Source organism: Paenibacillus sacheonensis, from assembly GCF_009909195.1.
In the GTDB taxonomy this organism is placed as follows: domain Bacteria; phylum Bacillota; class Bacilli; order Paenibacillales; family Paenibacillaceae; genus Paenibacillus_Z; species Paenibacillus_Z sacheonensis.
Map to the genome: position 1 here is coordinate 73,287 of NZ_JAAAMU010000002.1, position 15,243 is coordinate 88,529.

The following is a 15,243-nucleotide window of genomic DNA, read 5'->3' on the forward strand; positions in this document are numbered from 1 at the left end:
CTAACCCCGAATTTCGAGAGAAGGCAGCCCGGATTGCGATTCCAGAAGATTTACCGCAGCTATATTCAGAATAACCTGTTCGTCAAAGTCATCCTCGTCTTCGCGATTATCGTGAATCTGACGATCATTACGCTCTCTTATTTTCTATTTAACCTGATGTCCTCGTCGATCGCGGACAGCGAGCTGAACAACCAGAAGCAGGCGATGGAACGGGTCAACCGCTACATGGAGCAAAAATACGAAAGCGTGCAAAGCATCATGCAGAACGTGTACCGCAACAGCGTGCTGGCGAGCAATACCTCGTATTTCCTCCAGCATCCCTATAACGACTATGCGCAGTATTTGCTCGACCAGAATTATGCGGGCGGCAACGCGAGCGCCATCGATATATTAAGCTATCTGGCGGACAAGCTGGACGCGGATCCGGACATTCAGAACATCCTGCTGTACAGCACGGGGAAACGGCAGCTGTACGCATTCAGCCGTAACGGCTCGCGCAAGCTGTATTCGACCAATCCGACCCGTTCGTACATTCCGGAGATCATGGCGGCGGAGGGGCCGGCGGCAGGTACGCCGAACGTATGGATCCGCACGCTGCTCGGCCAATGGAATGCGCAGCTGTATGCGATGCGCACCCAAGTGAACGATAACAATACGCTGCAATCGATCGGGAAGCTCCTCGTATATTTCGACGCGGGCATGGTGAGCCGCTCGCTCGATCAGAAGCAGACGCCGTTCAAAGGCGAAATCCTGGTGCTTACGCCGGACGGGCAGGTGATGTCCGATTCCTCGAACCGTTATTACGGGAAGCCCTATCCTTACATGAAGCAGCTGGGTTCGCTCAAGACGTCGGACATGCTGGACGAGCCGTCGTACATCTCCACGCTGACGCAGAACAAAGCCGGCTATCTCGTCGTCGGCATCATGCCGAAGCGAACGGTGGCGGAGGCTTACGCGGGAATCAAACGCACGATTATCCTGATCAGCGCCATTTGCATCGTCGTGGCCGTCATCGTCCCGTCGGTGCTGGTCGTCAATATTTCGCGCCGGACGAATCGGATCGTCCATTTCATGCGGAAGGTGGAGGGCGGCGACTTGAGCGCCCGCCTGCAGGATCAGCGGGAAGACGAGCTCGGTCAAATATCCCGCAGCTTCAACGACATGTTGGACGAGCTGGGCCGGCATATCGATCGGGAGTATAAATCGGAGCTGCGCCTGAAGCAGACGGAGCTCGCGGCCCTGCAGGCGCGGGTGAACCCGCATTTCCTGTACAATACGCTGGAGGTCATCCGGATGCGGGCCATGTCGCAGGGCGCGGCGGACGTAGGCGAGATGATCTACAGCCTGGCAGCGCTGTTCCGCAATTCGGTCAGCAGCCGGACGGAGAGCACGCTCGGCGAGGAGCTGGAGATGTGCCGCTTATATTTGGAGCTGTTCCGGATTCGCTACAAGGACAAATTCGCCTACGAAATCGATTGCGCGCAGGAGCTGCTGCCGATCCTCGTGCCGAAGCTGCTGCTGCAGCCGGTCGTGGAGAATTACATCGTGCATGGCATGGATTCGAGGCGCAAGGACAATTTGCTGACGATCGAAGCGGTCCAAGCGGAAGGCATGGTGTTCGTCCAAATCCGCGACAACGGCAAAGGCATTCAACCGGACAAGCTGGCTGGTCTCCGGAAGAAGATCCGAGCGCCCGAAGTCGAAGGACAGGACTCCTTCGGGCTGCGCAGCGTGCACGATCGCATCCTGCTCATGCACGGGCCGGCATACGGATTGCATATCGAAAGCGCGCTAGGGAGCGGGACGTCGGTGATCGCATACTGGCCCGCGGCGCAGAAGAGAGAGGAAGCTGGGGATGTATAAAGTGTTACTCGTGGACGATGAACCGTTCATCACGGAAGGTCTGAGCGACGCGGTGGATTGGTCTGCCTTCGGCCTCGAAGTCGTCGGCAGCGCGGAGGACGGCGAAGAAGCGCTGGAGCGGCTGCGCGAAGTGAACGTGGATCTGCTCATCACGGATATTTCCATGCCCATCATGAACGGCCTTGAACTGATCCGGGCAGCCCGGGAGCTGCAGCCGCAGCTGAAGGTGATTATTCTGAGCGGCTACAACGAGTTTGATTATTTGAAAGAAGGCATGCGGCTCGGCATCGAAAATTACGTGCTGAAGCCGATTCGCTTCGAGGAGCTGGAAGCGACGCTGGAGGGTACGGTGCGCAAGCTGGATGCGGACAAGCCGATGCCTGCCTTCGGCCGGGACGAGATCGGCATTCTGCGGGATAACGTCATGACCCGCTGGGCAAACGGACGGATCGCTTTCCCCGAATTGGCGGAGCGAACGTCGCTGCTCGGCATCGACCTGTCGAAGCCGTACGCGGCGCTGGCGATCATGCGCTTCGGTCCGGTTATGGGCCATGCCGCTGCCTCTTTCCATCCGACCGCCGCTGCGGATTCAAGCGAGGCGGCAGATGCGGGCAACGCCGTCGCGGAGCAGGAGGGTTCAGCCGATCTAGGCAGCCCCTGGGAACGAAACAGCTCCGCCGAACCCATCGCCGACCTCCTGTCTATCTCGTCAGAGGAGCTGTTGGTCATTCCGTTCCATAACGAAGACGGCGACTTGGTCGCGGCCTGCTGCATAGACGGAAGCGAGCAGGCGAAAGCTAAGCTCACGGAAACGCTGGAACGGCTGGCAGCAATCTGGGAGAGCCGGCAATGGCAGCCACGCATCGCCCTGGGCGAGACCGCGCCGATGGTGGATGCTGCCGTCAGCTATGGCCAGGCGCGCAAAGCGCAGCAGTTTTTCCTCGTGCTCCCGGAACGGCAGTTGATCGATTACGCGCGGATATCGGCGGAGACTTCAGCGCTGCCTACGGAATTATTCGAGTGGGAGCCGTATGCGAAGGCGATTACGGCGAAGGACAAGGATGAGCTGACGCGGCGGATCAAACGCGATTTCGCGGTCATCCGGGCACTGGAGGGTCTGCATCCGGCACGGGCGAGAGGCGCTGCCGTCGAGCTCATGATCCTGATGAAGATGGAAGTCGACAAGCTCCGCCGGGCCGACACGGCGGATGTCTTCAAGGAGCTGCTCGACAGCGCGGTCTCCGCGGAGTCGCTCGCCGGCGTGGAGGATGCGCTGGCGACGGCTGCTTTCTTCGCGGCCGACTCCTTCTCCGGCGAAGACATGAGTCCGGTCGTCAAGCAGGCGCTGCGTTATATCCATGAGCATTACGAGGAGCCGCTGACGCTGAAGTCGCTCGGACTGCAGTTTCATATCCATCCCAACTACCTGGGGCAGCTCTTTCACAAGCAGACGAGCGATACGTTCACCGATTATTTGAATAAATACCGCATCGAGCGGGCCAAGGAACTGTTGGCGGACAGCCGGCTGAAGGTCAGCGAGATCGCCAGGCAGGTCGGGTATTGGGAGACCGGTTATTTCTATAAACAATTCAAGAAGCATGTCGGCATGGTGCCTGGCGAATATAAGGAGCTGCTGTGACGCCGATGCGCCGCATGCGGTTCCTTTCTTTAATTTGTACACGGATTCTTTGTTTTCTATTATTTTTGAAACTGGTTTCATCTTCTAAGATGAAGAAGAAGGAAGTTTCGACATGATTCTACACAGACATTAGGGAGGCTATACCATGAGAACGACCCGTAAGAAAGCAGCAATCGGACTGACGTCCGCCATGGCTGCGATGCTTTTGCTAAGCGCATGCGGCAGCAATGGGGGCAATAACGGCAACACGGCCGCCGACAATTCGGCATCTGGCAACGGCGGCGCGGAGCCGGTTGAATTGAACTGGTACACGATCGGCACGCCGCAGAAAGACGTCGACAAAGTCATGGATGCGGTCAGCGCGTACACGAAAGATAAAATCGGCGCCACGGTCAAAATGACGATGATCGACTGGGGCGATTATAACCAGAAGCTGCAAGTCTTGACGGCTTCCGGCGCGGACATGGACATCATGTTCACGGCGGCATGGGCATTCGATTATGTGCAAAATGCGCGCAAAGGCGCTTTTGCCCCGATCGACGATCTGCTGAAGCAATACGGCAAAGGCATCACGGACACGCTGGATCCGGCCTTCCTGGAAGGCTCCAAGGTTGACGGCAAGAACTACGGCATTCCGGCTTACAAAGAGCTTCCTACGGCCGAGGTATGGCGCTTCAACAAAACGCTTCTGGACGAAAACAAGCTGAGCATAACGGGCATCAAGACGCTCGAGAGCCTGGAGCCGCTGCTTAAGACGGTGAAGCAGAACAATCCGGACGTCACGCCGCTGCAAGTGGACAAGAACTACACGCCGTATATTCCGTACGACTACCTGATCGAGAAATTCCCGCTGGCCGTCAAGCTCGGCGACACCGGCTACAAAGTCGTGAACGTCTTCGACACGCCGGAGATGAAGCAAGCGCTCAATACGATGCATAAGTACTACCAAGCCGGCTACATCCCGACCGAAGCCGCGACGCTCGAATCGTCCTCGGACGTGCAAGCAACGGGCAAATGGTTCGCCGATAAAGCGACCACGCAGCCTTTCGCGGACAACGTATGGTCGACGAGCTACGGCTACCCGATCGTTTCGACGCCGATGAGCGATGCCCTGATCTACAACTCGTCGGTCATGGGTTCCATGCAGGCGATCTCCGCGAACTCGAAGCATAAAGAGAAAGCGATGGAGTTCCTGAACCTGCTGAATACGGATCCGGTGCTTCGCAACATGGTCGACTCCGGCATCGAAGGCACGCACTACAAGAAAACCGACGGCGACTACATGGAGAACCTGCCGGAATCCAAGAACTACGACATGCCGACGTTCGCGCTCGGCAACATCATGCTGACGTACTTGAACCCGGGCGATCCTGCCGACAAATGGGCGCAATTCAAAACGTACAACGCGGCAGGCAAACCTGCAGCGCTGCTCGGCTTCAACTTCGATCCGACGAAAGTATCGAGCGAAATCGCAGCCGTGCAGAATGCCAAAGAAGCGTTCTGGGCGCCGCTTATGACGGGAACGGTCGATCCGGTTAAATATTTGCCGCAAGCGATCAAGAAGATGAACGACGCGGGCCTCGGCAAAATCCTGACCGAAGCGCAAACGCAGCTCGACGCTTGGAAAGCCACGCAAGGCAAGTAAGCACTACCTGCACGAAGCAGGCTGTTCTCATACCAAGGAAGGGCGAATGTTCCGCATTCGCCCTTTTTTTGGGAGGAGCACGCGACGCCGCGGCGCCGCGAACCGACTTTGCCAAGAAAGGGTGACCCCCGATGAAAGCCCTAGGGCGTTTCTTCAAAGACATAAACCGCAATAAAGCCTTGCTGTTGATGGTGCTTCCGGCAACCGTCTGGTTTATTTTCTTCTCGTACCTGCCGATGCTCGGCACGATCATTTCGTTTAAGGAATACCGCGTACACGGCGGATTTTTGTCCAGCATCATCCACAGTAAATGGGTCGGCTTCGATAATTTCAAGTTCCTGTTCAGCACGGACGACGCTTACATCATCACGCGCAACACGCTGCTCTACAATATCGTGTTCATTCTGATCGGACTCGTTCTGGCGGTGGCCATGGCCATCGTGCTCTCCGAAATCGCAAACAAACGGCTGGCGAAATGGTACCAGACCGGCATGTTCATGCCGTATTTCTTGTCCTGGGTCATCGTCGGTTATTTCGTATATAGCTTCCTCAGCTTCGATCGGGGCATGATCAACAAGATCGCGGCATCCTTCGGCATGGACGCGACGCAGTGGTATTCGGAGCCGAAATACTGGCCGTTCATCATCGTGATCGTGTTCTTATGGAAATCGCTCGGCTACAACAGCGTCGTGTATCTGGCGGCCATTCTCGGCATCGACAAATCGTTGTACGAGGCCGCGATGATCGACGGCGCGAACAAATGGCAGCAGATTCGCAACATCACGCTGCCGATGCTGGCGCCGCTCATGACCATTCTGACGCTGCTGGCCATCGGACGCATCTTCTATGCCGACTTCGGCTTGTTCTACCAAGTCACGCGCGATTCCGGGACGCTCTACGGCGTTACGAACGTTATCGACACCTATGTATACCGCGGCTTGAAGACGACCGGCGAAATCGGCATGAGCACGGCGGCGGGGCTGTATCAGTCGTTCGTCGGCTTCGTGCTCGTCATTACGTCGAACTACATCGTGCGGAAGTTCAATAAGGACAACGCGCTGTTCTAAAGCTGATTGGTTTGCGTTCTACGACGGAGGTGGGAGAATGCAGCATTCAGCTACTTCGTAAGCATAGGGATTGGTTTGCGTTAACCGACGAGCCAAAGGATTTTCGTGATAAAAATCCGCTTCGAAGGCATGACCTGCGGTCGCTATGGGTCTCCACTCGCTGTTGTATTCCGCATTTCTTTGATTATGTAAGTGAGTAGATGTAGAAATACGGATACAAAGGCGACCGCTGACGCTGTTCCGACTCCATACCGACACTCCGGTCACAAAAATAAACGATAGACCTCTCAACCTACGCTAACCAGAAAGGAGCAACTTTCATGGCTTCCATAAGCAAACCGCAGGATTTCCACCGGCTGTCGCCGTTCTGGAACGTCTTGTTCAATCTCATCGCCGGCATCTTCGCGCTGGCCTGCGTATTCCCGTTTCTGTTCGTCATGATCATCTCGTTCACGGACGAGAAGACGCTCGCCCGGAACGGCTACTCCCTGCTGCCGGAGAAATGGAGCGTCGACGCCTACAGCTATTTGTTCAAGGCAGGCGATCAACTGCTGCGCTCCTACGGCGTTACGATTCTCGTGACGGTCGTCGGCACAGTCATCAGCCTGATCATGATCTCGCTGTTTGCCTACGCCATCTCGCGCAAAGGGTTCAAATACCGTAATTTTTTCTCCTTCCTGGCTTTCTTCACGATGCTCTTCAACGGCGGGCTCGTGCCGAGCTATATCGTGACGACGAGGCTGCTCGGCCTGGAAAACTCGCTCTGGGCGCTCATTCTGCCGCTGGCGGTCAATGCGTTCTACATCATGATCATGCGGACGTTCTTCTCCACGATGATTCCGGACGCGATCGTGGAATCCGGTAAAATCGACGGCGCTGGGGAGTTCGGGATCTTCTTCCGCCTGATCGTGCCGCTCGCGCTGCCGGGCCTGGCCACGATCGCGCTGTTCAGCACGCTCGGGTATTGGAACGACTGGTTCAATGCGCTGCTTTATATCGACGACCCGAATCTGGTTCCGCTGCAATCGATGCTGATGCGGATCGAGAACAGCATGCAGTTCATTCTCGCGAACAGCAACAACACCTCGCTCGGCGTAGGCGTCCTGCAGTCGATGCCGCAGGATACGTCGCGAATGGCGATGGTCGTGCTGGCGACCGGGCCGATCGTGCTCGCCTACCCGTTCTTCCAACGGTACTTCGTCCAAGGTTTGACAGTGGGCGCCGTTAAAGAGTAAGGTCATTGATGGAAAAAACGAGGGAGAGATAACCAGACATGGAACAATTCAGATTACCGAAAATCGACATGCCGGCACTGCCGCTGCCGCAATCCATCCAGGACGTGCTCGCGGAAGCCGAGACGAGACTGGCGCACCGGCCGAAGCTGCTGCAGCTGTTCAAGAACTGTTTCCCGAATACGCTGGAGACGACGACGAAGCTGCTTGAGGATGGAACGACGTTCGTCATCACGGGCGATATTCCGGCGATGTGGCTGCGCGACTCCGTCGAGCAGGTCATGCATTACGTGCCGTTCGCCAAGGAAGACGCCGATCTGCAGCGCATCATCAGCGGGCTGATCAAGCTTCATATGCGCGATATCGTCATCGATCCGTACGCGAACGCGTTCAACGAAATGGCGAACGACTGGCATTGGAACACCGACGACAAGACCGATATGTCGCCATGGGTTTGGGAGCGCAAATTCGAGCTGGATTCCATCTGCTTCTCGATGCGCCTTGCGTTCGCCTATTGGAAAGAAACGGGCCGCGCGGATATCTTCGACGCGGACTTCAAGATCGCGATGCGCACGGCGGTCGATCTGTGGAAGCGGGAGCAGCTGCACTTCGAGCGTTCGCCGTACCGTTTCGAGCGGGACAACGGCATCATGCACGACACGCTCCAGAACGATGGCCGCGGCATGCCGGTCAATTATACGGGCATGGTCTGGTCGGGCTTCCGTCCAAGCGACGACGCCTGCGATTTTCACTACAACATCCCGGATAACATGTTTGCCGTCGTTACCCTCCGCCAAATGCGGGAAATCGCCGAGTTCGTGTTCCGCGACCTGTCGTTCGAGCAAGAAATGGCGAAGCTCGAGCGCGAGATCGACCACGGCATTCAGCTATACGGCATCTACCGTCATCCGGAATTCGGACCGATCTATGCGTACGAGACGGACGGCTTCGGCAGTCATTGCCTGATGGACGATGCGGGAACGCCCGGACTGATCTCGATTCCGTATCTCGGGTACGTAGACGCCAGCGATCCGATTTATAAGAATACCCGCCGTTTTGCCCTCAGCAAAGAAAATCCGTTCTATTACGAAGGCACGGCGGCCCGCGGCATCGGCAGTCCGCATACGCCTCCGGGCTATGTTTGGCACATGGCGTTGTCCATGCAAGGGCTCACGGCTTCCTCGGACGAGGAGAAGCTGGCGATGATCGCGCTGCTCGAAGCGACGGACGCGGACACCGGTTATATGCATGAAGGCTTCCATTCGGACGATCCGGCCGTGTTCACGCGCAAATGGTTCGCTTGGTCCAACAGCTTGTTCTCGCAGCTGGTGTACAAGGCGATGAAAGCGGGGCTGCTCGATGCCTAGATTGACGGTCCGATCGACGCAAGCGGCCCGACTGACGTCTCTACCGGTCGGCAAAACGATTCTCTTCTACGACGGCGCCTTTCCGGGCGCCGCTGTCGTAGATCCGGCAGCATTGGAGCAGCTGCGAGGGATCGGCGACGTATGCACGGCTGATGAGCTGGCGGACCGCTTGCGCGAAGCGGACGGCGGCGTATTTGTCTCGCTGCACGCGCCGTATTTTCCAAGCGCGAGCTGGGAGGCGCTGCTGGATTTCTTGAAGCGCGGCGGAGGCTTGATCAGCGCGGGCGGCGCTCCTTTTCGTCTGCCCGTAAGTAAAGAAGCGGATGCATGGGTGATCGAACCCGAGCAGACCGCTTATCATCGCCAGCTGCGCATTCACGAGCTGCTGCCCGTACAGGCTGCGCCCGTAGCGACGCTCGCGGCGGCGATGGATATTCCGTTGTTCCAAGGCAGCGAGGCGCTGTTCGACCTGTCGGATACGTGGAACCTGGTGCCGCATGTCACGAAGACAAGCGATCTGCCGCATCAGATGGGATCGGCAGGTCCGATGGACGCGCATATTTACCCGCTGCTGAAAGGCATCTCCGCCGAAGGCAGGGAAGTTGCCGCTCCGGTCGTGCTGTGGGAGAACACGAAGGGCGACTTTGCCGGCGGACGCTGGTTGTTCGTCAATCATGCGCTTGGCGCGGAGTTCTTCGCGCGAGGCGGAGCCGCGGCATTGCGGGAGTGGGCGGCATACTGCGCGGCCGGCGTGACCGAACTGTGGCTGAAGCCGAGCTATGCGTCCTACGAGCTGAACGAACGGCCGATGCTGACGCTGCAAGCGCAGAAGCTGAGCCGCGGCGGCGAACATGGCGCCACTCCGGCGCGCAGGACGAGCTGGACGTTTACGGTTCAAGTTCACTATGTGGACGTAGAGCCGGCGGCGTTCCTGGATGTCCATCAAGCGGACGTCGGACGGGCGCTCGAGCTGGTGCGGATTCCGCTCCCGCTTGATCTGCAAGCCGGTTATTACCGCGTAACGTGCACGGCTGTCTCCGCAGAAGGCGAGACGCGAGTGCTGCGCCAAGGCTTCTGGGGAACGGACCACGCGCTGCTTCGCTCGGGCGGCCTGCTGACGCGCGGGCGGGATTATTTCGAGAAGGACGGCCATCCGATGCCTGTCGTCGGCATGACGTACATGACGTCCGACGTTGCGCGCAAGTTCCTGTTCCTGCCGAACGCGGCGGTATGGGACCGCGACATGGCGCAAATGCGCAAAGCCGGCATCAATTGGATTCGGACGGGGATTTGGACGGCGTACCGCAACGTCATGCAGGTCGACGGCCATGCGTCCGAGGAGGTGCTGCGTTCGATCGACGCCTTCTTCATGACGGCGAAGAAGAACGGGCTGCAAGTGACGTTCACGTTCTTCTCGTTCACCCCCGAGGCGTGGGAAGGGGTCAATCCGTATCTGGATCCGCGCAGCGTGGAAGCGCAGAAGCGGTTCATTCAATCCATCGTCAGCCGCCATCGCGACACGACGAACGTCGACTGGGATTTGATCAACGAGCCGTCGATGTTCGATCCGCCGCGGATCTTCTCGGACGGGCCGCGGTCGACCCGCGACCGCTTCGAACGCGAGGCCTATACCGCTTGGCTCGCGGAGCGGCACGGTTCCGTCGCGCGGCTGCGCGAACGCTGGGGGATGACGCCCGGCGAACTGCCGGACTTCGCTTCCGCCGCCATTCCGGAGCCGGAGGACATCAATTTCGACGTGCAGGACATGCACCAAGGCAAGCGGGGAACGCGCTGGCTGGATTACGTCTTGTTCTCCATGGAGATGCATAACCGCTGGGCAAGCGAACTCGTTAATGCCATTAAGGAAAGCAACCCCGATCAGCTGGTCACCGTCGGCCAGGACGAAGGGCTGGGGGCGCAGCGTCCATCGCCGTTCTTCTACGAAGAAGCGGTGGATTATACGACCGTTCATTCCTGGTGGCTGAACGACCATCTGCTGTGGGACGGCATCTTCGCCAAGACGGCGAACAAGCCGAACGTTATTCAAGAAACAGGCATCATGTACGTGGAGACGCCGGCGGGTTTCGCGAAGCGTTCCGAGGAAGAGCTGCGCGCCATGCTGGAACGCAAGTACGCGTACGCTTTTGCAACGGGCGGAGCGGGCGCGGTGCAGTGGATATGGAACACCAATTTCTACATGGACAACGCGAACGAGTCCCATATCGGCGCGCTGCGCGCGGACGGAACGGAGAAGCCTGAAGCGGACGTATCTTACCGGTTCGGCAGCTTCATGGCGGATATCCGCGACCTGTTTCATGAGCGCGAGCTCGAGGACGTGGCCGTCGTATTCCCGTACTCCAACGACTTCTCGAACCGCAAGCTGGCGTTCGACGCGACGACCCGCTTGACGCGCGTGCTGGGCTACGAGCTGAAGATGCCGTTCCGCGGCGTGTCCGAGTATCATCTCGACGCGCTCGAAGCGGCGCCGGCGAAGCTGATCATCGTTCCGTCGGCGCATAACTTCGACGACGAAGCGTTTGCGCAGCTGCTGGACATCGTGGACCGCACGGCGGCGACGCTGCTCTTCACCGGGCCGCTCGGACTCGACGCCTATTGGCGCCGCTCGGATCGGCTCGCGGCAGCGTTCGGCGAACGGAAGCTCGGCAACGTCGTCCGCGAAGAACGGGTGAACATCGGCGAGAAGGCGTACCCGGTATCGTACGGCCAACGGCGAATTGCCGAGGTGCTCAAGGAAGCCGTCGCGAGCGACGGATCCGTTCCCCCAGGGGCGGACGGGATCGTCGAAGCGGCATGCGGCGACGGCCGCTTGATCTGGTGTCCGCTCCCCGTGGAGCTGAACGAGCGCACCGAGCCGATCGCGGCTTTGTACGCGCATGCGCTTGAAGCGGCCGGCTGCCAAGCCGAACTGACTTGGCTTCGAGGCGGCGACTTGCCCGGCGTTTACGGCCGGAGCCTTCGTTTCCGGGACGGCGAGCTCTTCGTCTTCGTATCCGAGTACGCGCATGATGCGCCTATCGAGGTTCGGGCGGCGGGAACCGGCAGGACGTATTCCTTCGTACTGGAGCGGGAGCGGGCAGTGATGTTCGCCGTGGATTCGGACGGCCGCGTCACGTCGGTCTATCGGCCCGATGAAGTAGTCGTGCAGACCCAGGCATAAGTAATAGGCAGCGCGCATGAACTCGGCAATATATAATGCATGGTCAAGCAGCAAATGAGATTTATGCAGGAACGAACGGAATCAGGAAGGGTGACATTCATCTTGGCGAACGCAGAGAACAGAAGAACGGCGCATATCATCTCGCATACCCACTGGGACCGCGAATGGTACCTGCCTTACGAGAAACATCACGTCCGGCTGATCGCGCTGATGGACACGCTGATGGACACGCTGGAGAACGATAAGGAATATCGCAGCTTCTACTTGGACGGACAGACGATTATTATCGAGGATTACCTGCAGGTGCGCCCCGATCAGCGGGGACGGCTGGAGAAATGGATTCGCGAAGGCCGCATCCACATCGGGCCTTGGTACGTGCTGCAGGACGCGTTCCTGACGAGCAGCGAAGCGAACGTGCGCAATCTGCAGATCGGGCATCAGGACGCCGCGCGTTACGATACGATCGCCAAAATCGGATATTTCCCGGACACGTTCGGGAATATCGGCCAAGCGCCGCAGCTTATGCGGCAGGCGGACATCGACAACGCGGTGTTCGGCCGCGGCGTGAAGCCGACGGGCTTCAACAACACGGTATCGGATGCCGCTTACGAATCATCCTTCTCGGAGCTCGTCTGGGAAGGTCCGGACGGCTCGCGCGTACTCGGGATTTTGTTTGCCAACTGGTACAGCAACGGCAACGAGGTGCCCGTCGACGAGGCGGAAGCCAAGGTCTACTGGGACCGCAAGCTTGCGGATGCCGGCAAATACGCCTCGACGGGCCAGCTGCTGTTCATGAACGGGTGCGATCATCAGCCGATTCAGACGGACCTGTCCGAAGCCATTCGCGTGGCGGGCAAGCTGTATCCGGACACGGACTTCGTCCATTCGAACTTCCCCGATTATCTGGCCTCGCTGCGGGCGTCGCTGCACGATAAGGAGCTGTCGGTCGTTCGGGGCGAGCTGCGCAGCCAGCGGACGGACGGCTGGTCGACGCTCGTGAACACGGCTTCGGCCAGAGTGTATTTGAAACAAATGAACCAAGTCGGGCAGACGCTGCTGGAGAAGGTCGCCGAGCCGCTCGCCGCGTTCGCGCATGCAGCCGGCCGGGCGAAGTACCCGCAGCACTTGCTCACGTACGCTTGGAAGACGCTCATGCAGAACCATCCCCACGACAGCATTTGCGGCTGCAGCGTCGATGAAGTGCACCGCGAGATGGTTACCCGGTTCGATAAGAGCCGCCATGTCGCGGAGACGATCGTGGACGACAGCGCGCTTGCGCTTGCCGGCGCCGTCGATACGAGCGCGTTGGCCGCATACGGCCGGGACGCGCTGCCGCTCGTCGTGTTCAATACGACGGGATGGAACCGCAGCGGCGTCGTGGAGGTCGAGCTGGACGTTGCGCGCGTCTATTACCGGGAAGGCATCAGCCCGAACGAAATGATCCGCATGATGAAGGGCATCGCCGTCACCGGGCGCACGCTCGTCGATTCGGACGGCAAGGCCATAGCCTGCACGATGGAAGATCTCGGCTTGCAGTTCGACTACGAGCTGCCGGATGACAAGTTCCGCCAGCCGTACTGGGCGCGCCGCGTGAAGCTGACGTTCGAAGCGGCCGAAGTGCCGGCGCTCGGGTTGAAAACCTTCGCTTGGGTGCTCGATTCGGCCGACGCGGCAGCGGAGACGTCGCTCGTGACCGGAGCCCGCTCGATGAGCAACGGAAATCTAAGCGTCGACATCGCCGAGGACGGCACCTTGACGGTGACGGACTTCGCAAGCGGCCGCACGTACCGCGACCTGTTGATCTATGAAGATGCCGGAGACATCGGCAACGAATACATGTTCAAGCAGCCGGATGCCGAGCCTGCGCTCACGACCAAAGGTTTCGCGGCGGAAATCCGCGTCATCGAGGACAGCGCCTGCCGTGCGGCGTTCGAAATCGTGCATCGCTGGTCCGTTCCGGCATCGGCCGACGAACTGTTCGAGCAGGAGAAGCAGGAAGCGGTCTATTATCCGGAGCGTAAAGCCGGACGCTCGGCAGCGCATGTGCCGTTCACGATCCGTTCCGTCGTCAGCTTGGAGCGTTCCGGGACCGGCGTGGGCGTCAGCGTCTCCTTCGATAACCAAGCCAAAGACCACCGCGTCCGCGCATTGTTCCCGACGGACCTGATTACATCCGTTCACCGGGTCGACGCGATCTTCGAGGCCGCGGTTCGGGACAACGAACCGGCAGCCGAGTGGGAGAATCCTAGCAATGCGCAGCATCAGCAGGCTTTCGCCGATGTCAGCGACGAGAAGCAGGGGCTGACCATCGCCAACAAAGGCTTGAACGAATACGAAGTGCTGCGCGACGGCCGCAACACGATTGCGGTTACGCTGCTTCGTTCCGTTGCCGAACTCGGCGACTGGGGCGTCTTCCCGACGCCGGAAGCGCAGTGCCTCGGCATGCAGACGGCCGAACTGCTGATCCTTCCGCATCAAGGGGATGGCGCGGTATCCGGCGCATTTGCATCGGCATATCAATTCCAGACGCCATGGACTTCCGTGCAGACTGGTGTTCATGGCGGCACGCTCGCGCCCGTTCATGCTTTTATGGCATGGGAAGGCGAAGGCATCGCCTTCTCTTCGGCCAAAATCGCGGAGGCGTCGGGCGATCTCATGCTGCGCTGGTTCAACCTGCGGCCTGAATCGGCAGTGCTTGACGTGCGGCCGAATGTTGGCGTGGCCGCGTCTGCGTATAAGAGCGACGTGCTTGAACGCGCTGGCGAACGCTTCCGGTCGGCGGAGGGCGATGCCGCTGCGGCGTTTACCGCGGAGCTCGGTCCTTGCGAGATTTTCACGGTCGGCATCGTATCGGAGAGATAGCTTAAGGTATAGGTGGAATCTACCACGAGCAGCGATAAACGTTCGCTTGCCGGTTAGAAAGGGGTCAGCTTCGGCTGGCCTTTTTTATTTTGCTTTTTCTTTAGTTGTCATTTCTTTTGCATTTTTATGTATGCGCGCGGAGGAAGGCTTCTCTCGGCCGGAGAAGTTAATAGGTATCATGGGCTGTGATCGTCTTGTAAGGACTTGAGTGCGCCATAGTTGCGTATATCGCGTTAACTTCGCACAAGTTTATTCGAGATGGGGCCGAAGAATTACGGAATTCGACGTAATTCGCTAATTTTGGATACGAATAGTTCCTAAAGACTAGGTAAAGTATTGCGATTTCATTGAAAAATGTCGAATAAAAGGTATAATTTAACACGACGGTCA

8 protein-coding genes are annotated in these 15,243 nt (G+C 58.6%); all 8 read left to right on the forward strand.

Annotation, left to right across the window (positions count from 1 at the left end):
- The first annotated feature begins 33 nt into the window (after positions 1–33).
- The 8 genes from GT003_RS03370 to GT003_RS03405 all read left to right on the forward strand — a co-directional run bounded on the left by GT003_RS03370 (position 34) and on the right by GT003_RS03405 (position 14,853).
- Positions 34–1,863, forward strand: coding sequence for a sensor histidine kinase (locus GT003_RS03370; RefSeq protein WP_161694438.1), 1,830 nt, complete (start codon positions 34–36; stop codon positions 1,861–1,863).
- Complete coding sequence (locus GT003_RS03375) at positions 1,856–3,502, forward strand: response regulator transcription factor (RefSeq protein WP_161694440.1); 1,647 nt, start codon at positions 1,856–1,858, stop codon at positions 3,500–3,502. The genes GT003_RS03370 and GT003_RS03375 overlap by 8 nt, the downstream gene beginning before the upstream one ends.
- Before the next feature lie 145 nt (positions 3,503–3,647).
- On the forward strand, positions 3,648–5,147 hold the full coding sequence (locus GT003_RS03380; protein WP_161694442.1) for an ABC transporter substrate-binding protein: 1,500 nt from the start codon (positions 3,648–3,650) through the stop codon (positions 5,145–5,147).
- A gap of 131 nt (positions 5,148–5,278) precedes the next feature.
- Positions 5,279–6,214, forward strand: coding sequence for an ABC transporter permease (locus tag GT003_RS03385; protein WP_161694444.1), 936 nt, complete (start codon positions 5,279–5,281; stop codon positions 6,212–6,214).
- A gap of 320 nt (positions 6,215–6,534) precedes the next feature.
- The gene (locus GT003_RS03390) at positions 6,535–7,449 is read left to right on the forward strand and encodes a carbohydrate ABC transporter permease (protein WP_161694446.1); all 915 of its coding nucleotides are present in this window, start codon (positions 6,535–6,537) and stop codon (positions 7,447–7,449) included.
- A 38-nt stretch (positions 7,450–7,487) separates the two neighbouring features.
- Positions 7,488–8,813 (forward strand): glycoside hydrolase family 125 protein, encoded by a 1,326-nt coding sequence (locus tag GT003_RS03395; protein ID WP_161694448.1) that lies wholly within the window; start codon positions 7,488–7,490, stop codon positions 8,811–8,813.
- A complete protein-coding gene (locus GT003_RS03400) occupies positions 8,806–11,991 on the forward strand; it encodes a beta-galactosidase (RefSeq protein ID WP_161694450.1) in 3,186 nt (1,061 codons plus the stop codon). The genes GT003_RS03395 and GT003_RS03400 overlap by 8 nt, the downstream gene beginning before the upstream one ends.
- A 63-nt stretch (positions 11,992–12,054) precedes the next feature.
- Positions 12,055–14,853, forward strand: coding sequence for an alpha-mannosidase (locus GT003_RS03405; protein WP_161694452.1), 2,799 nt, complete (start codon positions 12,055–12,057; stop codon positions 14,851–14,853).
- Positions 14,854–15,243 lie beyond the last annotated feature (390 nt).